We start from the raw sequence: 20,579 nt of genomic DNA on the forward strand, positions 1-20,579 counted from the left end.
GTCGACACGGCGACGGGGTTGTCCCTTTCGGGCGGTCAGCGCCTAGGCTGTCTCGCCGTGAGCAAGCGTCGTAACCAACGCCCGTCCGCACCCAAGCGCGAAAAGGTGCGGGACATCTTCGTGGCCCGCCCCTTCGAGGGCCTGGCCGACGAACCGGAGTGGATCGCGCTGCGCGAGCTGGTGCCCGCGGCCAGCGCGCCGCTCACGCTCCGGCCCGAGATCGTCGAGGAGTACGGGGACCGTCCGGTCACCCTTTCGACAGTGCTGCCGATGGCCTGGCCGGCTATGACCCGCAAGGACGGCCGGGTGTTCATCGGCCTCCAGCGGCACGTGCAGTCGGGCGACGTCTCGCGCGACCTCGCGGTGGCGATCCTGAGCGCCCTGCGCACCGACCCGGGCGACACGGTCTCGGTGCCCGCGCTGCCCGGCGAGGGCCCGCGCCTGCAGGACGTGCTGGTCGACGGCCCGCTCGACATCACCATGCACAAGGGCTTCGAATACTGGCTCGACGCCGAGCAGGCCGAGGACCCGACCGTGAAGGCGTCACTCGAACGAGCGAACGCCTCGATCTATCCGACCGTGCGGCTGGCCGCGGGCCGGGCGGCGTACTGGTGCCGGGTGGCGCCGGACAAGGGTCACGTGCGCTGGGTGCTCCCGGACACCGAGGACCGCGCTCTCGACACGCTGGCCCGCCTGTCGGCCGGGCACGATCTGCGGCTGGGCGAGCAGACCAAGTTCGCCGGCATGTTCCGCGCGCACGGCCTGCTGGTGCCGGTCTGGGACATCCCCGGCGAGTCCGAGGCAGCCGAGTGGGAGGCGCCGCTGGCCGATTTCGCCAAGCGCTACGCCGACACGCTGGCCGAGACCGGCCCGCTCGACGCCGACGCCCGCCGCGCCAAGCAGGGCCTGATCGGCCGCCAGCTCACGCTCCGATGACGGCCACGCCTCCGCTCGGGGGGCCTGGCGGGTGGGCGGCGGTGGCCGGAGCCGGCGCATGATCCTCGACGAGCGGTTCGACCACGAGCTCGACCGCTCCGTCTGGGTGCCGTGGTATCTGCCGCAGTGGAGTTCGCGCGCCGCGTCCGAGGCGACCTACGAGGTGGGCGGCGGGGAACTGCGCCTGAGCATCCCCGCCGACCAGCCGCTGTGGGCCGAGGGGGTGCACGAGACGCCGCTGCGGGTGTCGGGCATCCAGAGCGCCAACTTCTCCGGCCCGGTCGGCAGCACGATCGGCGGACAGCCCTTCCGGCCCGGTCAGCGGGTGCGCGAGGAGCAGGGCGAGTTCTGGGGTTACACGCCGCTCTACGGCGACCTCGAGATTCGTCTGCGAGGCACGATCACGCCCCGGTCGATGATCGCGTTCTGGCTCGCCGGCCTCGAGGATGTGCCCGAGCGGTCCGGCGAGATCTGCGTGATGGAGGTCTTCGGCACCGATCCCCAGGCGATCGGGATGGGGTTGCACCGCTTCCGCGACCCGCGCCTCACCGAGCAGTGGTCGGCGGTCACCCTCCCGATCGACGTTTCCGCTTTTCACACGTACGGCGTGAGCTGGCGCCCCGATTCACTCGTGTTCACCGTCGACGGCGAGGCCGTCCAGCGCGTCGGCCAGGCCCCGGACTACCCCGTCCAGCTGCAGCTCGCGGTCTTCGACTTCCCCGACCGGGCGCACCTGGTCGACGGCGCGGTGCCCGTCCCCGAGCTGATCGTCTCGCACGTGACCGGTCACCCGGCCGCGTGAATCGCGCCTTCACGCGGGGAGCGGCTCGCGCTCGATCGGGCAGCTCATGCAGCGCGGACCGCCGCGGCCGCTGCCGAGCTCGGAACCGCTGATCCGGACGACCTCGATGCCGGCCCGCTCGAGCTGGGCGTTGGTCTCCACGTTGCGCTCGTAGGCCACGCACAGCCGCGGCCCGATGGCCAGCGTGTTGTTGCCGTCGTCCCACTGCTCACGCTCGGCGGTGACCGGGTCGAGACCGGTGTCGATGATCCGCAGCCGGTCGATCCGCATCGCCTCGGCGGCCGCGTCGAGGAACGGCCGCGGCGCGGAGGCCCGGGGCTCCCCGTCGGCGTCGGCGACCACCGTGTAGGCCTGCAGCGTGTCGGCGATGTTGGGATACATCACCACCGCGTCGACGTCGACCATCGTGCACACGGTGTCCAGGTGCATGGTGGCGCGTTCCTGGGCGATCGGCACGGCCAGGATCGTGCGGGCCAGCCCGGCCGCGAAGACCCGGCGGGCCAGCCGCTCGGCCCCGGCCGGGGTGGTGCGCTCGCCCACCCCGATGGCCAGCACCTCGGGCGCCAGCACGAGCACGTCGCCGCCCTCGAGGCGCTCCAGACCCGGGTCGTAGAGCAGCGGGGAGCCGGCGAAGCGTGGGTGATGGCTGTAGATGGCCCGGGTCAGCGTCGTCTCGCGGCTGCGGGCCGGCATGGCCAGGCTGGTCACCGCCACCTGGTCGCGCACCCAGACCGACGAGTCGCGGGTGAACAACAGGTTGGGCAACGGGTCGATCACGAAGTCGAGGCGGTTCATCATCTCGTAGACCAGGCCGCCCGGGCCCGGCTTGAGCTCCTCGTGGGCCAGCCCGGCCATCAGCACCTCGGCCAGGCGCCGCGGATCCTGGTCGGCCAGGTAGCGCCCGACGCTGTCGCGCAAGGTGTCGCCCAGCCGGCGGTCGGCCAGCACGGTCTCGGTCAGCTCGGCCCGTGCCTCGGCCACGGCCAGCGTCTCGGCCAGCAGCTCACCGAGATAGAGCACCTCGACGCCGCGGTCGCGCAGGGCGGCCGCGAAGGCGTCGTGCTCCTCCTGGGCCCGGCTCACCCACGGAATGCCGTCGAAGAGCAGGCTGTCGTTGTTTCTCGGGGTCAGCCTGGCCAATTCGGCACCGGGACGATGCAGCAGCACAGTGCGCAGCCGTCCCACTTCACTGTCGACGTAGTGCACCACCTGCCGACCGTAGCCCACTCGTCGATCTCTCGGCACCCGTCGGGCACACCGAGCGATCGGTCGATGACGTTCTGCCTAGATCATGAGACATCTGTGCACAAGCGCGACGGGCCGACTAGCTTTGTCCGTGGAAACTGTCGAACAGGGGAACAGGCGCCGAGATGCACCATCCGCAAGAAGTCGCGATGCGTGAATGCGGCATTCATCCCCTCTCATTCCACTTTCTTTCCACCCCGGTGTCTTGCTTCCGTATGGGGTCGAGCACTTACGGTAGTGAAAAGAGAGCCCGAAGGACCTTTTGCCGGAGGTCGCAGTGACTGTCTTCCCAGCACGCCCCGCTCTACCGTCCACCGCGAAGCCGTCGACCGCGAGACCCGCCCCCTCCACCAGTCAGCGGATCGACCGTCGCCTGGGCAGCCCCGCCGCTCTCGAGGCCCCGCCCCGTGGCGTCGGACCCGCCGAGTGGGCTCGCCGCCGCCGCGCCGATCGGGACGCCCGCCGCCTCGAGGCTGCCGGTGCCCGTGCGCTGACCCGCCTCGACCGCCTCGGACCCAACTGGCACATCGTGGACTGGCCGCGCACCGACGCGCTGGGCTACTACGAGCCCGACCCCGCCGACGACCGCGCCGGGTTCCTGGCGATCGGCCCCGGTGGCGTCTATGCGGTGACCGTGGCCGACCACGGGCGGGCCCGCGTGCTCATCGCCGGTGACGTGGTGCAGATCAATGGCAAGCGTCCGCAATACATCGCCGAGGCCCGCCGTGAGGCCCGCCGGGCGAGCAAGGCCCTGTCCGCCGCGGTCGGCCTCAGCGTGCCGGTGACGCCCGTCCTGACCTTCGTCGGTTCCGGCGTCATCAGCGTCCACGGCCTCCCCAAAGAGGTGCTCGTCGCCACCGACAAGGAGCTTGACAGGCTCCTGATCGCGGGGGGCGCACGCATCTCGCCGGCCACCGCGGGCAAGCTCTCGTCCGTGGCCAACCACCCCGCCACCTGGGCCAACGCCCCTTATCGGCCGGCCGGCGACTACCGGTGGCACGCTGACGGACAAACGGCCGCTGACAAGCGGACAGCACGCCGGTAACGTTCCTTCCGGTTGTAGTCGACGGCTTCACCGCCGCGGCCGCCGCCCGGGAGACCGGGCCCGGTCGCGGCGAGCCGTCGATCCGCAGGAGCGAGGAGGATCGGGTGGCTCACGTCGAACTCTCACTCTCGGGAGCGTTCGTGCCGCAGGCGCGCACTCCGTCCGAGGCCGAGTTCGTTCCGAGTCTCGATCGGTGGACGTCGACCGTCGCCTCGGCCGCGGAGCCCTGCCTGATCATCGACACGACGACCGCGATCGTCGCCGTCTCGGTCTCGTGCGGCGAGCTGCTCGGCCTGGGCAAGCCGCCCGAGGTGATCGGCAAGCCGCTCGGCTCGGTGCTCCACCTGATCGACTTCACGGCCGGCGCGGCCGAGCTCGAGGAGTCCGACGCCGACAAGATCCCGCCGCTGCTGGCACTGCGCAGCGAGCGCCTGGCCCGCGGACTGCTGCGGGTCGTGCCCGAGCCCGGTTCGACACCCCTGACCATCGACGCGATCGCCACGCCGCTGTTCGACAACGAGCACGTGGCCGGCGCGATGACCTTCTTCTCCGCGGTCCGCTACTGAGCCGGCCCCGTTACGGTGGCGTGTCCGGGCTGTGGCGTTTGCCGCACCCCCGGGGCATTGGGCAACCCTGATCTCGAACCGTAGTCTGCCCTCATGCTCGATCTAGATCTCCTGCCTGCGGAGTACGCGGTGTGCCGGCTGCCGGCCGGTTCCCCGATCCCGGCTTCGCTGACCGTGGGTTCGGACGAGAAAAGCGTGATCTCGCTCAGCTGGGACGCCGACGAGTTCTCGATCATCTGCCCGGCCGAGCGGGTGCCCGAGGGCGCCGAGGTCGACACCGCGTGGCGCTGCCTGCGCGTGGTCGGGCCGCTCGATCTCGCGCTGACCGGCGTGCTGGCCTCGCTGATCGGGCCGCTGGCCAACGCCCGGGTCAACATCGTCACCTTCTCGACGTATTCGACCGATTATCTGCTGGTGCCGACCGTGCGGCTCAACGAGGCGATCGACACCCTGCGCGCGGCGGGTCATCGCATCGCGTCCTGAGACTGGTCACCTCGCGACCGGCGGGACATAGCATGGCCGCGTGTCCCCCCGCACACGTCTTGTTCCGCTGGTGCTTGCCACCGCCCTCGCCGGCGCCTGTGGCGAGCCACCGCAGCCGCTGCCCACCTCACCGCCGTACGTGTCACCCAGCGCCGCCCCGATCTCGCTGGGCCCATCGCCCGGCCTGCCACTGCCGACGGTGACCGCCGCGCCCCTGCCGACCAGCACAACCACCCTCCCGACGGTGCCGGCCTATCCCACCGGCCGCCCGGCACCGACGGTGACCGTGACGACGACGGCGCCCGAGACGGTGCCGGCGACCTCCCGGCCGCCGCACGCGGCCAAGTGCACCGGGCAACCGGCCAAGGCCCAGATCCTGGCGCTCATCAAGGGCCGGCCGGGTGTCCCGGACAAGCCGTTGCGGGTCCACGAGGGCCCGTACTGCTCGGGCACCTGGTCGTTCGCCACGGTCGAGGTGACCGGCGAGAGCGCCGACGACCTCGAGCCGTTGATGGTGGTCGCGACCGGCACCGGCACGACGCTCACTTTGATCGCGGCCGGGTCGGACGTCTGCATCGACCGGGTGCAGACCTCGGCCCCACCCGGCATCAGAGTGCTGGCCTGTGGTTTCTGAGGCTTCCGTAGACTGCCCCCATGCCGGGAACGCCGCCCACGCGCTTTGTCTACCTCGGTCCGGAGGGCACCTTCACCGAGGCCGCGCTGCGCACCATTTCCGCGGCCGAGCACGGCCTGCGCACGCCCGCCCGCAGCGTGCCCGAGGCGCTCGAGGCCGTCCGGGCCGGTGAGGCCGACGCCGCCCTCGTGCCCCTGGAGAACTCGGTGGGCGGGGCCGTCCCGGTCACGCTCGACGAGCTGGTCACCGGCAGCCCGCTGATCATCACGCGCGAGGTCGTGCTGCCGGTCGAGTTCGTGCTGGCCGCCCGCACGCTCACCCCGCTGGCCGGGATCCGGTCGATCGCCGCCCACCCGCAGGCGTCGGCCCAGTGCCGCAACTGGCTGCTGGCCAATGTGCCCGACGCGGTGGTCGTCGACGTCCTGTCCAACGCGGCCGCCGCGATCAGCGCGGCCCAGGGCGAGCACGACGCGGCGCTGTGCGCGCCGATCGGGGTCGGTCGTAACGGGCTGACCGTGCTGGCCGGCAAGGTGGCCGATCACGCCGACGCGGTGACCCGCTTCGCCCTGCTGACCCGCCCCGGGCCGCCGGCCGAGCCGACCGGCGACGACGTCACCTCGCTGGCCGTCTCGATCCGCCACGACCAGGTCGGCGCGCTGCTGTCGGTGCTGACCGAGCTGGCGGTCCGCGGCATCAACCTGTCCCGCATCGAGTCCCGGCCGACCGGCGAGCAGCTGGGGACGTACGTCTTCTTCCTGGACTGCACCGGCCACGTCGCCGAGCCCCGGTTCGGCGAGGCTCTGCAGGGCCTGCGGCGGATCTGTGCCGACGTGCGTTTCCTGGGCAGTTATCCGCGCCACCGGCTCCAGCCGGAGGCCCCGGTCGCGTCCCCCCGAGGCCTCTCCACCACCGATTTCGCCGACTCGGCAGCCTGGCTCGCCCGCATCCGATCCGGCGATTTCTCGTAGCTAGTTGCCGAAGATGTTGCCGAGGATGCCGCCCTCTTGCTGCTGACCGCCGGCCGCACCGGCGAGACCCCCGGGCGGCTCCTCGGAGGGCTGCACGACCACGAAGCCCTGACCGGCGAAGCTCATCGTGAACCGCTCACCGGTCGTCCGGCCCATCAGCGTGCTCAGACCCATCTGCTCCGCGCGGTGGTAGCCGGTCTGCAGGTTCGCCGACCAGCAGATCGCGGCCTGCGGGTCGACATAGGTGGGCTGGTCGACGCTGAGCACCACGGGGGTGCCCTTGGTGGTGACGGCGATCCGGCCGTGACCGGAGAAGACGCAGTTGAACAGGCCGGCGTTGGACATCATGCCCGCGCCCTGCACCATCTTGATGTCGTACTGCAGCGTCGAGTCGAAGGCGAGCACGTTGGCGCCGTTGATCGAGAGTGCGTCGCCCGGCTCGAGGTCGATCAGGTGGATGTCGGCGGCGTTCTCGGCGAGGAAGACGTCTCCCTGACCGCGGACGCGCATCAGCGGGACACCCTCACCGGTGAGCTTCTGCTTGAGGAACTTGCCGATGCCGCCGGAGCCCAGCGCCTCGAACCGCACCTGTCCCTGGTAGGCGACCATCGAGCCGACCCGCGCCATGAAGTCGCCGTTCAGCTCGACCTTGAGCAGCTTCGAGTTCTGCAGCCGGAGGCCGGGTTGCGCCGACTCCTTCTCGAGGTTGTCGGCGGAAAAGAGCTCGCTGCGCATGCACGCCTCCTGCTTGATGATGTGCACTCAGCGTAGGAGGAGCCGACAACCCGCGTACGGTCCTTCAGCCCCAGCCCAGCTCGTGCAAACGGTGGTCGTCGATGCCGAAGTGGTGCGCGATCTCGTGGACCACGGTGATCGCCACCTCGTCGATGACATCCGTCTCGGTGTCACACACCCGCAGCGTGGGGTTGCGATAGATGGTGATGCGGTCGGGCAGCACCCCGGCGTAATCCCAGCCGCGGTCGGTGAGCGCCGTGCCCTCGTAAAGGCCGAGCAGGTCCTCGCCGCCGGGTGGATCGTCCTCGACGACGATGACCACGTTGTCCATGACCTTCAGGAGCTCGGCGGGCACCTCGTCGAGGGCCTCACCGACAAATTCCTCGAAGCGTTCCCGACTCATCTCGACCGGCACAGATGCCATTGTGCCCCGGACGCTCACAAGCGGCCGGGGCACGGACGGCGTGAATCAGGCGAGCTTGGCGCTCAGGGTGATCTCGGCGCCCGGGGAGAGCAGCCGCGAGATCGGGCAGTTCGCCTTGGCGTCCTCGGCGATCTTCTGGAACGTGCCGTCGTCGACACCCGGGACGTCACCCTGGGTCTCGAGGTCGATGCGGGTGACGCTGAATCCGGCGTCGGTCTTGTCCATGTGGACCTTGGCCACGGTGTCGACCGAGGTCGGCGTGAAGCCGGCGTCGGACAGCGCCTTCGAGAAGGCCATCGAGTAGCAGCCGGCGTGTGCGGCGCCGATCAGCTCCTCGGGGTTCGTCCCCTCGCCCTCCTCGAAACGGGACTTGAACGAGTAGTTCCCCTGGATTCCGCCCTTGCCGGTCTTGATGGTGCCGGAGCCCTCAGTGAGGTTCCCCTGCCAGCGAGCGGTTGCGGTGCGAATAGGCATGACCAGAACGCTAGTCCATGCGGCGTCTGCTGGCCGCTCGACCTGGCACAGGGCACCATGGTTCCCATGCCCGCGCCGCACCAGCCGCCGCCGCCGCTCGAGATCGACGTGACCCCGCCCGAGGCGGTGGTCGAGTTCGGCTCCGAGCCCGCTCCCCGCCGGTCGCGCTTCACCACCTCCGGTCTCGGCCGTGACCTGCTGGCCGACCGGCGCACGGTGCCGCTCGCGGCGGCTCTGGCCGCGCTGGCCGGGCTGGTCTCGCTGATCTCCGAGTGGCAGGTCACCACGCTCAACGCGAGCGCCCTCGGCCCCGGTGGGGGCGAGCGGGTGCTACCCAGCGGCATCGACGATCTCGGCGCGCTCGGCATCGGCTTCGTGCTGAGTGTCTTCCTCGTGGTGCCGGCCGTGGTGCTGACCCTGTTCGGCCCGTCCACCGGCCGTCGCTACGCGCGCCTGGCCGGTCTCAGCGTGGCCGGCACCCAGCTCGCCCTGCTCTTCGCCGTGGCCACCACGCTGGGCACCGAGAGCTACGTGATCAACCCGATCTTCCGGGTCAACCTCGACGAGGGGGAGACCACGATCGCGTACGGGCGAGGGCTCTGGTGCGCCTTCGCCGGGGTGCTCCTGGTCCTGGCCGCGCTCTACCTGGCCGGTCGCCACCTGCCGGCCGGCCCGCCGCCGGTCACCGGGGCCGGTCCGGCGACGGTCGACGACGAATCGGATCCGGTGTGGTCCTGGCGGCGCCCCCAGGCCCGCGAGGCCGACCGTTCCGAGGACGAGCCGCTCGACCTCACCGTCGCGCCCTCCCAGCCGTTCACGTCGCTGCACGACGACCGCGACCGCCCGAACTGACCACCTCGGGGATATCCGTGTGCTGAGCGGGTGCCACCGCCGGTAGGCTCGACACTCGTGATTGACCTGCGTCTGCTTCGCGAAGACCCCGACCGGATCCGCGCCAGCCAGCGAGTGCGCGGCGAGTCCACCGAAGTGGTGGACGATCTGCTGCGCGCCGACGAGTCGCGCCGCGCCAGCACGCAGCGGTTCGAGGCACTTCGGGCTGAGCAGAAATCGCTGAGCAAGCAGGTGCCCAAGGCCTCCGGCGACGAGCGGCCGGCACTGCTCGCCCGCACCAAGGAGCTCGCGGCCGAGGTCAAGGAGGCCGAGGCCGAGACGAAGAACGCCGACGAGGTGCTGAAGAAGGCCCACCTCGCGGTGCCCAACCTGGTGCAGGACGGCGTGCCGCCCGGCGGCGAGGACGACTTCGTCGTGCTGCGCGAGGTCGGCGACATCCCCGCGATCGACAACCCCATGGACCACCTCGAGATCGGTGAGGCGCTGCGGGCGATCGACACCGAGCGCGGCGCCAAGGTGTCGGGCTCGCGGTTCTACTTCCTCACCGGCGTCGGCGCGCTGTTGCAGCTGGGCCTGCTCCAGATGGCCATCGCCCAGGCGGTCGAGCACGGCTTCATCCCGTCGATCACGCCTTCGCTGGTCAAGCCGGAGTCGATGGAGGGCACCGGCTTCCTCGGCGCCCACGCCAGTGAGATCTACCGCCTCGAGGCCGACGACCTCTATCTGGTCGGCACGTCCGAGGTGCCCCTGGCGGCGTACCACTCCAACGAGATCCTCGATCTCGAAGCCGGACCGGAGCGCTTCGCCGGCTGGTCCTCCTGCTATCGGCGGGAGGCCGGGTCGTACGGCAAGGACGTGCGCGGCATCCTGCGGGTCCACCAGTTCGACAAGGTGGAGATGTTCTCATTCTGCAAGCCCGAGGACGCGGCCGAGGAGCACCTGCGCCTGCTCGCGATGGAGGAGGAGATGCTGGCCAAGGTCGAGATCCCCTACCGGGTGATCGACGTGGCCGGTGGCGACCTCGGCTCCAGCGCGGCCCGCAAGTTCGACTGCGAGGCGTGGGTGCCGTCGCAGAGCCGTTACCGCGAGGTGACCTCGACGTCGAACTGCACGACGTTCCAGGCGCGGCGGCTCAACATCCGATACCGCGACGCCGACGGCAAACCGCAGACCGCGGCGACGCTGAACGGCACCCTCGCGACCACGCGGTGGCTGATTCCGATCCTCGAGAACCACCAGCAGCCCGACGGTTCTGTCCGGGTTCCGAAGGCGCTGCAACCGTACGTTGGCGGCCGCGACATCTTGGAGCCCGCGCGCTAACTGTCAATACACCCGTCGGCTACCAATAGTCATAGCCGCTGGTAGCCGCACGGGTGTACCGTTCTCCTTCCGCCCTCCGCGGGGGTTTGCAACCCTCGGAGGTTTCAGATGACCAAGCCTGGACTCCCCAAGCTCATCGCGACCGACCTCGACGGCACGCTCGTCCGCAGCGACGACACGGTGTCCGCCTATACCCACGAGGTGCTCGGCCGGGTCCGGGCGGCCGGCATCCGCGTCGTCGGCGCCACCGGCCGCGGCCCGCGGCTGACCACCCTCACTCGCAACGACATCCGCGACGCCGACTTCCTGGTGATGGCCCAGGGCGGCTGGGTGCTCGACCAGGCGGAGTCCACCTATCTGCTGCGGTCGCGGTTGCCCGGCGCGATGCTGGCCCGCGTGCTCAGCGAGCTCGAGGCCGAGGTCGGCGAGCTCTCCGTCATGGTCGAGGCGCTCGAGCACGACGACTCACCTCTCTGGGGCGACTACGACCCGACCTGGCGCTACCCGGTGACTCTCGAGCGGCGGAGCCGGGCCGAGTGCTGCACCGGTGACGTGATCAAGGCGTTCGCCCGGTCCTTCGCCTACGACGTGGACGAGTTGCTGGCCGTGGCCCGCCGGATCGTCCCGGCCGAGGTGGCTTCGGTCACCCAGGCCGGTCTGAACTACATCGAGATCTGCCCGGCGAACGTGGACAAAGGCACCGGTCTGGCGGTGGTCGCGCAGGCCGTCGGGGTCGACCCGGCCGACGTCCTGGTCTTCGGCGACATGCCCAATGACCTGCCCATGTTTGCCTGGGCCGGGTGGGGCCGGGTGGCCGTGGGCAACGCGCACGCCGAGTTGCGGGCGGTCGCCGACGAGGTGACGCTGACCAACGACGAGGACGGCGTGGCGGTCTATCTCGACCGGCTACTGTCGAGGTGATGTCCTCGCCATTCCAGCTCGTCGCCAGCGATATCGACGGCACCCTCATCCACACCAACGGCACCCTCAGCAAGCGCACCATCGAGGTGCTCGACGCGTTGCCCGTGCCCTTCGTGGTCGTGACCGGGCGGCCGGTCCGCTGGCTCCGGCAGCTCTTCGACCAGATGGCCGCGCCGGTGCCGGCGATCTGCGCGAACGGCGCGGTGATCTATGACGCCGAGCGCGACGAGGTGCTCCGGGCCGACCCGCTCTCGGCCGACCTGCTGCTCGACGTGAGCAAGAAGCTGCGCGAGGCCGTGCCCGACATCGCCCTGGCGGTCGAGGTCGAGGACGGGCGGGCTTTCTGGTACGAGGAGGCCTGGCCCGTGCGGTGGGACGACGACAAGCGGTCCGTCCGCGTGCTCTCCACCCCCGAGGAGCTGATCTCGGCGCCGGCCGTGAAACTGCTGGCCCGCTCGGCCACCCACGGCGCCGACGACTTCTACGAGCTGGTGAGCCGGACGCTGGGCGACATCGCCACGACGACCCACTCGTCGTCGAGCGCGCTGGTCGAGATCAGCGCGGCCGGGGTGACCAAGGCGGCCGGGCTGGCCTGGCACTGCGAGCAGTACGGCGTCGACAAGTCCCAGGTGGTCGCCTTCGGTGACATGCCCAACGACATCCCCATGCTGACCTGGGTCGGGCACGGGGTCGCCATGGGCAACGCGCACCCCGCCGTCAAGGAGGTGGCCGACGAGATCGGCCTCACCAACGACGAGGACGGGGTCGCGCGGTACCTGGCGGACGCCTTCGCCCTCTGATCAGAGGTATTGCCCGGTGCGGCCGTCGCCGGCCTCGCGCGGGCCGGGCTGGCCGGGCATGCCGGGCAGCGACCCCATCGGCAGGGCGGGCCGGCCGTGGCCGCCGCGCATCTGCTCGAGCTGAAGCCGGGCCGCCATCTGCTGCGCCACGAGCGCGGCCTGGATGCCGTGGAAGAGGCCCTCGAGCCAGCCGACCAGCTGGGCCTGGGCGATGCGCAGTTCGGACTCGCTGGGCGGCGTCTCCCCCTCGAACGGCAACGACAGACGCTCGAGCTCCTCCCGCAGCTCAGGGGCCAGGCCGTCCTCGAGCTCGGTGATCGAGCGGTGGTGGATCTCGCGGAGCCGGCTGCGGCTGGCCTCGTCGAGCGGAGCGGCGCGCACCTCCTCGAGAAGCTGCTTGATCATGCTGCCGATGCGCATGACCTTGGCCGGCTGCTCGATCAGGTTGCCCGGCTCCTCAGGGTTGACCGTCCCGTCGGCGTCCATGGTCCCCAGCGGACGCCCATCCGGGCCGACCACGATGACGGAACCGTCGTCCTGCTTCTCCACGGTGCGCTGTTCGTCGGTCATGCGTTCCATCTTCCCGCACGGTCGCCGGTCATCCGCCAGCACCCATGCTTTGTTTCCCGGTGTCCGAGATCACTGCCTCAGCTCGGCTACGACGCATTTCACACTGCCGCCGCCCCGCTTGAGCTCGGACAGGTCGACGTGCACGGGTTGGTAGCCGGCGGCGCGGACCTTGTCGCCCATCGCCGTCGCGTCGGTATTGAGGATCACGTGGCGGCCGTCGCTGACCAGGTTGAGCCCGAACGCCTCGGCGTCGGCCCGGTCGGCCAGCACGGCGTCCGGGAAGAGCTGGGCGAGCACCCGCTGCGAAGCCGGTGAGAACGCGCCGGGGTAGTAGGTGACGTGGCGGTCGTCGAGGACGGCGAGCGCGGTGTCCAGGTGATAGAAGGCCGGGTCGACCAGGCGGAGCGAGACCACCGGGCGGCCGAGCACCTCCTGGGCCTCGGCGTGCGCGGCCGGGTCGGTGCGGAAGCCGTAGCCGGCCAGGACCAGTCCGCCGTACGCCCCGGGCAGGTAGGCGAAGTCGCCCTCACCCTCGTTGACGTGCAGCGGTCCGGCGTAGTTCCAGCCCTCGACGGTGTAGAACTCGCGGTGGGCGTCCGCCTCGGCGCCGCGCTGCGGGTAGCGGAAGCGGGCGCCGTAGACGACACCGTCGACCGAGAACGCGCCGTTGGCCGCATAGACCATGTCGGGCAGACCGGGCACCGCGTCGAGCAGGTGCACCCGGTGCCCGAGGTCGCCGAGGGTGTCGCGCAGGGCCTCCCACTGCTTGAGGGCCAGCGTGGCGTCGACCGGGACGGTCGTGTCCATCCACGGGTTGATCCGGTATTCGACCGTGAAGTGCCGCGGCGGGCACATGAGATATGTCCGGTTCCGCGGCTGGCGCTCCGTGTGGTTCATGAGCTAGAGCGTAGGTAGGCTGCGATGCACGAAACAGCTAGAAACCTTGTCTGTTGGGGGCGAATCGTTGCAACTGGACGCCGTGGATCAGCGAATCATTGCGTTGCTGGTGGCTGACGCACGTTCGTCGTACGCCGAGATCGGGGCGAAGGTCTCGCTGTCGGCGCCCGCGGTCAAGCGACGGGTCGACCGGCTTCGATCGACTGGAGTGATCAAGGGCTTCACCACCGTCGTCGAACCGTCCGCCGTGGGGTGGACGACCGAGGCGTTCGTCGAGCTGTTCTGCACGGGGCGCACCACCCCGGCCCAGATCACCGTGGCCACCCGGCGGCATCCCGAGGTGGTCGGCGCCTACACGGTCTCGGGCGAGGCCGACGCCCTGGTGCACCTGCGGGCGGCCGACATCGGGCACCTGGAACAGGTGCTGGAACGACTGCGGGCCGAGCCGTTCGTCACCTCCACGCGCAGCATGATCGTCCTGTCCCGGCTGGTCGAGACTCCGACGGCCGTTCCCGCCCCGCAGTGACCGGGGGAACCCGCTCGGCGGCGGGCGCGTCCAACCCGACATGTCGCGTCGATCCTGGCTCCTGGCCGCACTGGCCGTCGTACCGCTCGCCGGTTGCACGTCGTCCGCCCCGGCCACCAAGTCGCCGCCGGCCCCCGCCCCGGCCCTGAAGCTCGTCGCCTTCGACTCCTGCGCCCAGCTCGAGAAGGAGCTGCGGGCGGCCGCCGAGAAGAATCACGTCGCGTCGCCGCCCATGCTCGACAACGCCCGCGCGACAGGCGCCGAGGGCGCACCCTCGTCATCGGGCACCAACGTGCACGAGGCGGGAGTCGACGAACCCGACATCGTGAAGACCGACGGCCGGCGCATCGTGACGATCTCGGGTGGCGTGCTGCGCGTGATCGACACGACGACCCGCCGGCAGACCGGGCGGATCGACCTCGGTGTGGAGGCGTTCGGCGAGCCGGAGCTGCTGCTGACCGGCGACCGCGCGCTGGTGCTGGCCGACGGCGGGGCCGGCTCCCGGTTGCGCGACGACACCCGCATGATCCGGCCCACCAACGGCCGCTCCGAGGTGCTGCTGATCGACCTGGCCGGCGGGACTCCGCGGCTGCTCAGCCGCTACCGGGGGGACGGCCGGATCGTCGACGCGCGACAGCACGGCAGCGTGGCCCGGGTCGTGCTCAGCAGCAGCCCGCAGATCCAGTTCCCGTTCCGGGGCGACCCCGTGCCCGAGAACGTGATGCAGGACGACCGGGACGCCATCGCGACGGCCCCGCTCGACGCGTGGCTGCCGGACTGGGAGATCACCACCGGTGGGCAGACCGTCAAGGGGCAGCTCGACTGCGCCACGGTGAGCCGGCCGGAGTCGTATTCGGGCCTGTCGATGCTGCGAGTGCTGTCGTTCGACCTGACCGCGACCGCGCTGGGTGACGGCGAACCGGTCGCGGTGGTCGCCGATGGGGACGCCGTCTACAGCAGTACCGACGGGCTCTACATCGCGAACACGCAGCGCCGGTCGATGGTTGTCGCCGCCACGGACGACGTCGGGCGGGCGGCGAGGCCGGACAGCACCGACATCTACCGGTTCAGCCTGCCGGCGACCGGCCGGCCGGTCTACGTGGCCTCGGGCAAGGTGCCGGGGCGGTTGCTCAATCAATACTCGATGTCCGAATGGGACGGTCACCTGCGGGTGGCCACGACCAGCTGGAAGGACGAAGCCTCGGCGGTGCGGGTGCTGCGCGAGAAGGCCGGGGCGCTGGTCGAGGTGGGTGCGGCCGAGGGGCTCGGCCGGGGTGAGGACATCTATTCCGTACGGTTCATCGGGCCCCGCGGCTACGTGGTGACCTTCCGCCAGACCGACCCGCTCTACAGCCTCGACCTCACCGTGCCGGAGAAGCCGCGCGTGACCGGGGAACTGAAGATCACCGGCTACTCGTCCCACCTGCAGCCGGTCGGCGAGGACAGGCTGATCGGCATCGGCCAGGAGGCGGACGCCCGAGGGGTGCCGAGCGGCCTGCAGGTCTCTCTCTTCGACGTCGCCGACCCGGCCGGCCCGAAGCGTCTGGACCAGCAGATCGTCACCGGTGGCTCGTCGGAGGCCGAGTCGGACCCGCACGCCATCCTCTGGTGGCCGGCGACGGGCCTGCTGGTGCTGCCGGTCGCGGACGCCAAGGCCGACGGCGCGCTCGCCCTGCGGGTGACCGGTGACCGGCTCGAGCGGGCCACCCGGCTGGCGCCGGCGACGAAGGACGCCGGCCCGATGCGCCGGGCCGTCATGGTCGGCGACGTGCTGTGGTCGATCACCGACCGCGGCGCCCTCGCCTCGGACGCGTCCACCCTGGACCAGGTCGCCTGGGTCGGCCTGACCTGACTGGGGCTTGTCCTGCCCGGCCCGCACCTCAGCCCCGCGGGCCGGCAGGGCAAGCCCCGCTTCCGCTTCAGCCCAGCTCGCCGTGCAGGCCCCGTTGCGGTCCGGCAGGGCGAGCCCCGTTTCGGCCCGGCAGGACGAGCCCCCGTTTCGGCCCGGCAGGACGAGCCCCCGTTTCGGCCCGGCAGGACGAGCCCCCGTTTCGGCCTGGCAGGACGAGCCCCCGTTTCGGCTCGGTTGCCGGCGGGGCTGACCCGTTCTCCGCTACAGGTACATGCCGGTGCGGTGGTCCTCGACCGGCTCCTTGGCGGGGGCCGGCTTGTCGCCCTCGCCGAAGAAGCGCTTGCCACCGAACTCGCCGTGCAACCGGTCGTCGAGCTCGTCGGCCAGGCCGGTCATCACCTGCACGGCCAGCATCAGGTGGGTGGCCTGGAAGTTGCGCCCGAAGACCGGGATCGACGCCCACACCGTGTCCTGGGCGCAGTAGAGCCGGCCGATCGGCATCCGGTTGGTGAGCTCGGAGAGCTTCACATAGAGCACCTCGGTCGGCTCGACCTCGGTGAGGATCGGCGAGAACACGTCGACGAGCGGCGGGTTGTCGCGCACCCGGACGAAGACCATGGCCGAGCCGGCCCGGATGCCGATGTCACCGTCGGCGTCGACCTGCAGCTGGTCGACCGTGGTCTTGGACATGGTGGCGACGACGGTGCGGACCCGCTCGTCGAGGGGAACGACCTCATCGGCCGCGTCGGCCAGCGCGGCCGCCAGCACGCCGTCCTCGGCCAGGTCGTCGAGGCTCAGCTCGTCGTCGATGCTGGGCTCGTGCCGGGCGGTGGCCAGCGGCACGGTGTCGATGGGCTCGTCGTTCTCGTCATGCACCAGATAGACCAGGAAGGCCGGGTGCGGAGCGCCGTAGACGTCGCGCAGCGTGCGGGCCACGACGGTGGCGAGCCGGTTGGCATTGTCCTGAGTGGAGCTCAAGCCGAACGAGTCACCCGAGCCCGGCAGCACGCCCGGCGGCGACCAACCGAGCGCGACCAGGTCGGCGATCGAGGCCCGATCCATCCGGTAGCCCTCGGGCAACCCCGCGTTGCCGATCGCCAGCGCCTCGACCACGCCGCCCTCACGCACCCGCATGCTCACCGAATAGACGGCGATGCCGGTGCCGGACGCTGTCGGGTCGAGCGTCAGATCGACGTGCGCCCCTGGAGCCAGCGTCGGGAGCAACCCGGCCAGCGCCCGCGCGAACTCCCGCCACGCCTCGCCGACCTTCGCTCGCAAGTCGGCCGTGGTGGGCTCGTCGAGGAGCACACCGTCGCTGGAATCGCCGCCCTCGGCGCTCTGTGCCGTCATGATCGTCACCTCCGCTCCCGCCACCCTATCGAGCGGCGGCCGCGCCCTCGCCCCCCTCTCAGGGGATGGGCGGTTTCCCCTGGTCACCGGAGGCCCTGTCCGAGCCGCCGGACGGCGCGGCGGGCGGCGTCCAGGACAGGGCGAGGTCACTGAGCCGGTCGGCCACCTCGGCCGGGTCGGCGCCGCGGCCCACGGCCAGCCCGAGGAGATAGGCCGTCACGGGAGCACCGGGCCGGATCACGCCATGTGCCACGTCGCGAGCCAGATCAAGGATGAGCCGGGTCGGGATCTCGCCCGGATCGACTCCGGCCTCCCGGCCGGCCGCGACGAGCCACGCGTCCAGGTCGTTCACGGCGCCGGCACCCCGCCCCGGCCGGACCGGATCACCGCGCCCACTCCTCGGCGGTGCGCAGGTCGTCGTCGGTGTCGCAGTCGAACCACGGGGGCGGGCCCGACCGGCGCCAGGAGACCTCGGCCACCCGCAGGTGGTTCATCAGCTCGCGGACCGAGGCGCCGTCGAGGCTGCCCCGCTCCTCGGCCAGCTGGTTGATCGCCTCGCGCAACGCGGCCGTCCGCCACACGCCGCACAGCATCTGCCGCCGGCCCTCGGCGTCGCGGTAGACCGCGCCCTGCATCGGCGCCGACTCGGCGGTCAGCCGCAGCACGTCGATCGCCTCCCCGGTGAGCAGAGGCAGGTCGGCGGCGAGCAAAGCCGTGTAGGTCACGTCCTCGGGGACCAGGGCCAGCCCCGCCGCGGTGGCCGCCACCGGGCCGCTGCCCGGCGGATCCTCCCTGGTGGAGTGCACCTGGACGGGCAGATCGGGCGGCACCCGGCCGACCACCACACGCGGGTCGGCGTCGTGCACCGCGGCGAGCACACGGGTCAGCATGGACTGCCCGGCCACGGTCAGCGTCGGCTTGTCCGCACCGCCCATCCGCCGCGCAGCTCCGCCGGCCAGCACCACCGCCGCATATCCCCCCACGTACGTACCGTATCCCGACCGCGTGTCGAGCGTGACCGCGCGCTCAGTTACCAGTCGTGGATCACTCCGTGTCGTGGCGGTGTCCGGACCGGTGGCGGCCGGGGTTCTCCCGGTGCCCGGGCCCGGCGGCGACAGACGCCCGGCGATGGCCGGCCCCCGCGGTGACGAGCCGGATGCCGGTGAGCGGCCTACGCTCGACCCATGGCGAGGACGATGACCCGGCGGCCGGTCGTAAAGATCAATCTCGACGCGACCGGTGACCCCCGGCGCCGGCCGGACGATCTCGCCGCCGAGGAGCCGCTGGAGATCCGGGTGCGCAAGGCGCCGCTCGCGGTCACGATGCGCACCCCGGGGCACGACATCGACCTGGCGATGGGATTCCTGCTCACCGAGGGGATCATCGGCAGCGCCGGCGACGTGGTGACCGCCCAGCTCTGTGCGGGCACCGACACCCCGAACACCTACAACGTGGTCGACGTCGTGCTCGGGGACGAGGTGCCGCCGCCGGTCACCGACCCGAGCCGCAATTTCTACACCACCAGCTCGTGCGGCGTGTGCGGCAAGGCCAGCATCGACGCGGTGCGCACCCGCTCGCGGTTCGACGTCTCGGCCGACCCGCTGAGCATCCCGGCGGCCACCCTGGCCGAGCTGCCCGACCGGCTGCGGGCGGCCCAGCGCACCTTCGACCGCACGGGCGGGCTGCACGCGGCCGGGCTCTTCACCGCGGCCGGTGAGCTGCTGGCGCTGCGGGAGGACGTGGGCCGGCACAACGCCGTCGACAAGGTGATCGGCTGGGCGCTCCGCGAGGGACGGCTGCCGCTGACCGGGCACGTGCTGCTGGTGTCGGGCCGGGCCAGCTTCGAGCTCACCCAGAAGGCCTGGATGGCCGGGATCCCGATGCTCGCGGCGGTGTCGGCGCCGAGCACGCTGGCCGCCGAGCTGGCCGACGAGGCCGGGCTGACACTGGTCGGCTTCCTCCGCGGGCGGAGCATGAACGTCTACACCTCCCCGGAGCGCGTGACCGTCGAGCACCCGGCCCTGCGCACCGAGGACGGCTCGCACGGTTAGCTCGTACATCTGAGAGCCGCAGGCACCGCTCACCGGGACCGGCCCCGCAGGGTGGCGGTCGGCGAGACGAAGTCCTCGACGGCCTCGTGGCCGATGCCGGCGGCCAGCAACCCGTCGAGAACCCGGGCGAACTGGTGGCCCGGATCGAGCCGTAGTGCCCGGTCGACCGCCACCCGGGCCAGCGGGCCCAGGCCGGCCCGCCAGGCCGCATAGCCCAGGAGGGCGGCCGGCCCGGGAACGAACGGGGTCTCGACCCGGCGCGTCATCTCGGCCCACTGGGTGATCCGCCACGGCTCGCCGGAGATGCGGTCGACCGCGTAGTCGAACACCGGCCGGCCGGCCAGCAGGGCTCCGAGCCAGGCCGTCTCGGGGAAGGTCAGCGACCGGCCGGCCGCGTGACGCCGCTCCCCGGCTCGCACCGCGGACCGCCCGGCCTCGTCCAGCAACACCCCGGGATCACCGCCGGAGCGGAAGACGCGGCCGAACCGGATGCCCAGATCGGCCGTCGCGGCCGCCATCCGCCGGCGATCCTCGCCGTCGACGCTCGCCACCTGGGCGACCAGCGTCCGCCGGTCGGGGAGGGCGACCTGCCCCTGAAAGACCGCGGCGGCGGCGACCGGACTGCTCGGCGAGGGAACGGGGTGGCCCTCAGGAGGACAACAGCCGTGCTCGGCGCAGTCACGCGACCACCAGCGCCCGCCGGTGATCCGCAGCCTGTCCCGGATCTGGAGACCGCTGCGGGCGAGAGCGGTGCCGAGGGTGTCGAGGGTGCGGTCGACCGGGTCGGGTGGGCCGAAGCCGAGAACCGCGATGGCCTGCGCGCCCTGACGGGCGACCAGCGGCGCCATCCAGCCGGCACCGTCGGAGCCGGGCGGGGGCAGATCGTGCCGCCCGGCGAAGCTCACCCGGCGGCCCACCGTGCCGATCACGACGATGCTGTCGGTCGGGTGGAAGCCCAGCAGATAAGGCGTGACCGCGATGAGGTCGGCGGCGGTGCGGACGACGATCGTGCACTCGGGGTTCATGCCGGGCAGCGTGGCCCGCCGGGCACCCTGCGCGAGTGCCAAGTGCTCAGCCTGTGGACGACACGCGGGTTATCCACCGGCCTCGTTCGGAGAAGCCCAGCTC

At 71.5% G+C, this 20,579-nt stretch carries 24 protein-coding genes; 14 read left to right on the plus strand and 10 right to left on the minus strand.

Features of this window, described 5'->3' with window-relative positions:
* Positions 1 to 57 precede the first annotated feature (57 nt).
* Both NAG42_RS19460 and NAG42_RS19465 read left to right on the plus strand, forming a co-directional pair.
* Positions 58 to 936: a DUF5926 family protein gene (locus NAG42_RS19460; protein WP_250031788.1), complete on the plus strand. Its 879-nt coding sequence runs from the start codon at positions 58 to 60 to the stop codon at positions 934 to 936.
* A gap of 58 nt (positions 937 to 994) precedes the next feature.
* A complete protein-coding gene (locus NAG42_RS19465; protein ID WP_250031789.1) occupies positions 995 to 1,738 on the plus strand; it encodes a glycoside hydrolase family 16 protein in 744 nt (247 codons plus the stop codon).
* A 9-nt stretch (positions 1,739 to 1,747) separates the two neighbouring features.
* Here NAG42_RS19465 and NAG42_RS19470 read toward each other — a convergent pair whose 3' ends face one another.
* Positions 1,748 to 2,947: an arginine deiminase gene (locus tag NAG42_RS19470; RefSeq protein ID WP_250031790.1), complete on the minus strand. Its 1,200-nt coding sequence runs from the start codon at positions 2,945 to 2,947 to the stop codon at positions 1,748 to 1,750.
* Between the two features lie 313 nt (positions 2,948 to 3,260).
* Between NAG42_RS19470 and NAG42_RS19475 the strand changes: the two genes are divergently transcribed.
* The 5 genes from NAG42_RS19475 to pheA all read left to right on the plus strand — a co-directional run bounded on the left by NAG42_RS19475 (position 3,261) and on the right by pheA (position 6,679).
* On the plus strand, positions 3,261 to 4,028 hold the full coding sequence (locus tag NAG42_RS19475) for a hypothetical protein (RefSeq protein ID WP_250031791.1): 768 nt from the start codon (positions 3,261 to 3,263) through the stop codon (positions 4,026 to 4,028).
* 104 nt (positions 4,029 to 4,132) lie between these two features.
* Entirely contained in the window at positions 4,133 to 4,594 is a 462-nt protein-coding gene (locus tag NAG42_RS19480; protein WP_250031792.1) for a PAS domain-containing protein, read from the plus strand.
* Between the two features lie 93 nt (positions 4,595 to 4,687).
* Complete coding sequence (locus NAG42_RS19485; RefSeq protein ID WP_250031793.1) at positions 4,688 to 5,077, plus strand: ACT domain-containing protein; 390 nt, start codon at positions 4,688 to 4,690, stop codon at positions 5,075 to 5,077.
* Between the two features lie 40 nt (positions 5,078 to 5,117).
* Entirely contained in the window at positions 5,118 to 5,711 is a 594-nt protein-coding gene (locus NAG42_RS19490; protein WP_250031794.1) for a hypothetical protein, read from the plus strand.
* Between the two features lie 20 nt (positions 5,712 to 5,731).
* A complete protein-coding gene (gene pheA / locus NAG42_RS19495) occupies positions 5,732 to 6,679 on the plus strand; it encodes a prephenate dehydratase (RefSeq protein ID WP_250031795.1) in 948 nt (315 codons plus the stop codon).
* On the opposite strand, the gene NAG42_RS19500 is transcribed toward pheA, so the two are convergent.
* From NAG42_RS19500 to NAG42_RS19510, 3 genes are all read right to left on the minus strand, one after another.
* Complete coding sequence (locus tag NAG42_RS19500; RefSeq protein ID WP_250031796.1) at positions 6,680 to 7,414, minus strand: AIM24 family protein; 735 nt, start codon at positions 7,412 to 7,414, stop codon at positions 6,680 to 6,682.
* A 64-nt stretch (positions 7,415 to 7,478) separates the two neighbouring features.
* Positions 7,479 to 7,838 carry a metallopeptidase family protein gene (locus tag NAG42_RS19505; protein ID WP_250031797.1) on the minus strand — a complete coding sequence of 120 codons (360 nt, stop codon included), beginning with the start codon at positions 7,836 to 7,838 and terminating at the stop codon, positions 7,479 to 7,481.
* A gap of 45 nt (positions 7,839 to 7,883) precedes the next feature.
* A complete protein-coding gene (locus NAG42_RS19510; RefSeq protein WP_250031798.1) occupies positions 7,884 to 8,312 on the minus strand; it encodes an OsmC family protein in 429 nt (142 codons plus the stop codon).
* 66 nt (positions 8,313 to 8,378) lie between these two features.
* Between NAG42_RS19510 and NAG42_RS19515 the strand changes: the two genes are divergently transcribed.
* The 4 genes from NAG42_RS19515 to NAG42_RS19530 all read left to right on the plus strand — a co-directional run bounded on the left by NAG42_RS19515 (position 8,379) and on the right by NAG42_RS19530 (position 12,205).
* Positions 8,379 to 9,164, plus strand: a complete 786-nt coding sequence (locus NAG42_RS19515; RefSeq protein ID WP_250031799.1) for a hypothetical protein — start codon at positions 8,379 to 8,381, stop codon at positions 9,162 to 9,164.
* 57 nt (positions 9,165 to 9,221) lie between these two features.
* The gene (gene serS, locus NAG42_RS19520) at positions 9,222 to 10,484 is read left to right on the plus strand and encodes a serine--tRNA ligase (protein WP_250031800.1); all 1,263 of its coding nucleotides are present in this window, start codon (positions 9,222 to 9,224) and stop codon (positions 10,482 to 10,484) included.
* Between the two features lie 108 nt (positions 10,485 to 10,592).
* Positions 10,593 to 11,405: an HAD family hydrolase gene (locus NAG42_RS19525; protein WP_250031801.1), complete on the plus strand. Its 813-nt coding sequence runs from the start codon at positions 10,593 to 10,595 to the stop codon at positions 11,403 to 11,405.
* The gene (locus tag NAG42_RS19530; protein WP_250031802.1) at positions 11,405 to 12,205 is read left to right on the plus strand and encodes an HAD family hydrolase; all 801 of its coding nucleotides are present in this window, start codon (positions 11,405 to 11,407) and stop codon (positions 12,203 to 12,205) included. Before NAG42_RS19525 ends, NAG42_RS19530 begins: the two co-directional genes overlap by 1 nt.
* On the opposite strand, the gene NAG42_RS19535 is transcribed toward NAG42_RS19530, so the two are convergent.
* Both NAG42_RS19535 and ddaH read right to left on the minus strand, forming a co-directional pair.
* Positions 12,206 to 12,775, minus strand: coding sequence for a bacterial proteasome activator family protein (locus tag NAG42_RS19535; protein ID WP_250031803.1), 570 nt, complete (start codon positions 12,773 to 12,775; stop codon positions 12,206 to 12,208).
* A gap of 69 nt (positions 12,776 to 12,844) precedes the next feature.
* Entirely contained in the window at positions 12,845 to 13,672 is an 828-nt protein-coding gene (gene ddaH, locus NAG42_RS19540) for a dimethylargininase (RefSeq protein WP_250031804.1), read from the minus strand.
* Positions 13,673 to 13,739: 67 nt separating this feature from the next.
* On the opposite strand from ddaH, the gene NAG42_RS19545 reads away from it, so the two are divergent.
* Together NAG42_RS19545 and NAG42_RS19550 are read left to right on the plus strand one after the other, a co-directional pair.
* Positions 13,740 to 14,198 carry an Lrp/AsnC family transcriptional regulator gene (locus NAG42_RS19545; RefSeq protein WP_250031805.1) on the plus strand — a complete coding sequence of 153 codons (459 nt, stop codon included), beginning with the start codon at positions 13,740 to 13,742 and terminating at the stop codon, positions 14,196 to 14,198.
* Between the two features lie 40 nt (positions 14,199 to 14,238).
* On the plus strand, positions 14,239 to 16,050 hold the full coding sequence (locus tag NAG42_RS19550; RefSeq protein WP_250031806.1) for a beta-propeller domain-containing protein: 1,812 nt from the start codon (positions 14,239 to 14,241) through the stop codon (positions 16,048 to 16,050).
* A gap of 261 nt (positions 16,051 to 16,311) precedes the next feature.
* Here NAG42_RS19550 and NAG42_RS19555 read toward each other — a convergent pair whose 3' ends face one another.
* The 3 genes from NAG42_RS19555 to mobA are packed head-to-tail and all read right to left on the minus strand — an operon-like array spanning position 16,312 to position 18,383.
* On the minus strand, positions 16,312 to 17,400 hold the full coding sequence (locus NAG42_RS19555; protein ID WP_250031807.1) for a T3SS (YopN, CesT) and YbjN peptide-binding chaperone 1: 1,089 nt from the start codon (positions 17,398 to 17,400) through the stop codon (positions 16,312 to 16,314).
* Positions 17,401 to 17,458: 58 nt separating this feature from the next.
* Positions 17,459 to 17,752 (minus strand): DUF6457 domain-containing protein, encoded by a 294-nt coding sequence (locus NAG42_RS19560; RefSeq protein ID WP_250031808.1) that lies wholly within the window; start codon positions 17,750 to 17,752, stop codon positions 17,459 to 17,461.
* A gap of 31 nt (positions 17,753 to 17,783) precedes the next feature.
* Positions 17,784 to 18,383, minus strand: a complete 600-nt coding sequence (mobA, locus tag NAG42_RS19565; RefSeq protein ID WP_250031809.1) for a molybdenum cofactor guanylyltransferase — start codon at positions 18,381 to 18,383, stop codon at positions 17,784 to 17,786.
* A gap of 201 nt (positions 18,384 to 18,584) precedes the next feature.
* Here mobA and fdhD point away from each other — a divergent pair, with 201 nt between their 5' ends.
* Positions 18,585 to 19,451, plus strand: coding sequence for a formate dehydrogenase accessory sulfurtransferase FdhD (fdhD, locus tag NAG42_RS19570; RefSeq protein WP_250031810.1), 867 nt, complete (start codon positions 18,585 to 18,587; stop codon positions 19,449 to 19,451).
* 29 nt (positions 19,452 to 19,480) lie between these two features.
* On the opposite strand, the gene NAG42_RS19575 is transcribed toward fdhD, so the two are convergent.
* Positions 19,481 to 20,518: a DUF4192 domain-containing protein gene (locus NAG42_RS19575; RefSeq protein ID WP_250031811.1), complete on the minus strand. Its 1,038-nt coding sequence runs from the start codon at positions 20,516 to 20,518 to the stop codon at positions 19,481 to 19,483.
* Positions 20,519 to 20,579: the final 61 nt, after the last annotated feature.

It is taken from the genome of Paractinoplanes maris (genome assembly GCF_023544465.1).
GTDB classification, from domain to species: domain Bacteria; phylum Actinomycetota; class Actinomycetes; order Mycobacteriales; family Micromonosporaceae; genus Actinoplanes; species Actinoplanes maris.

Bases quoted from the DNA above. Each gene is read 5' to 3' on its own strand.
- fdhD (WP_250031810.1), top strand. From the start codon at position 18,585: ATGGCGAGGACGATGACCCGGCGGCCGGTCGTAAAGATCAATCTCGAC.
- NAG42_RS19510 (WP_250031798.1), bottom strand. From the start codon at position 8,312: ATGCCTATTCGCACCGCAACCGCTCGCTGGCAGGGGAACCTCACTGAG.
- NAG42_RS19530 (WP_250031802.1), top strand. From the start codon at position 11,405: ATGTCCTCGCCATTCCAGCTCGTCGCCAGCGATATCGACGGCACCCTC.
- NAG42_RS19485 (WP_250031793.1), top strand. From the start codon at position 4,688: ATGCTCGATCTAGATCTCCTGCCTGCGGAGTACGCGGTGTGCCGGCTG.
- NAG42_RS19500 (WP_250031796.1), bottom strand. From the start codon at position 7,414: ATGCGCAGCGAGCTCTTTTCCGCCGACAACCTCGAGAAGGAGTCGGCG.
- ddaH (WP_250031804.1), bottom strand. From the start codon at position 13,672: ATGAACCACACGGAGCGCCAGCCGCGGAACCGGACATATCTCATGTGC.
- NAG42_RS19535 (WP_250031803.1), bottom strand. From the start codon at position 12,775: ATGACCGACGAACAGCGCACCGTGGAGAAGCAGGACGACGGTTCCGTC.
- NAG42_RS19555 (WP_250031807.1), bottom strand. From the start codon at position 17,400: ATGACGGCACAGAGCGCCGAGGGCGGCGATTCCAGCGACGGTGTGCTC.
- NAG42_RS19525 (WP_250031801.1), top strand. From the start codon at position 10,593: ATGACCAAGCCTGGACTCCCCAAGCTCATCGCGACCGACCTCGACGGC.
- NAG42_RS19465 (WP_250031789.1), top strand. From the start codon at position 995: ATGATCCTCGACGAGCGGTTCGACCACGAGCTCGACCGCTCCGTCTGG.
- pheA (WP_250031795.1), top strand. From the start codon at position 5,732: ATGCCGGGAACGCCGCCCACGCGCTTTGTCTACCTCGGTCCGGAGGGC.
- NAG42_RS19505 (WP_250031797.1), bottom strand. From the start codon at position 7,838: ATGGCATCTGTGCCGGTCGAGATGAGTCGGGAACGCTTCGAGGAATTT.
- NAG42_RS19515 (WP_250031799.1), top strand. From the start codon at position 8,379: ATGCCCGCGCCGCACCAGCCGCCGCCGCCGCTCGAGATCGACGTGACC.
- NAG42_RS19550 (WP_250031806.1), top strand. From the start codon at position 14,239: ATGTCGCGTCGATCCTGGCTCCTGGCCGCACTGGCCGTCGTACCGCTC.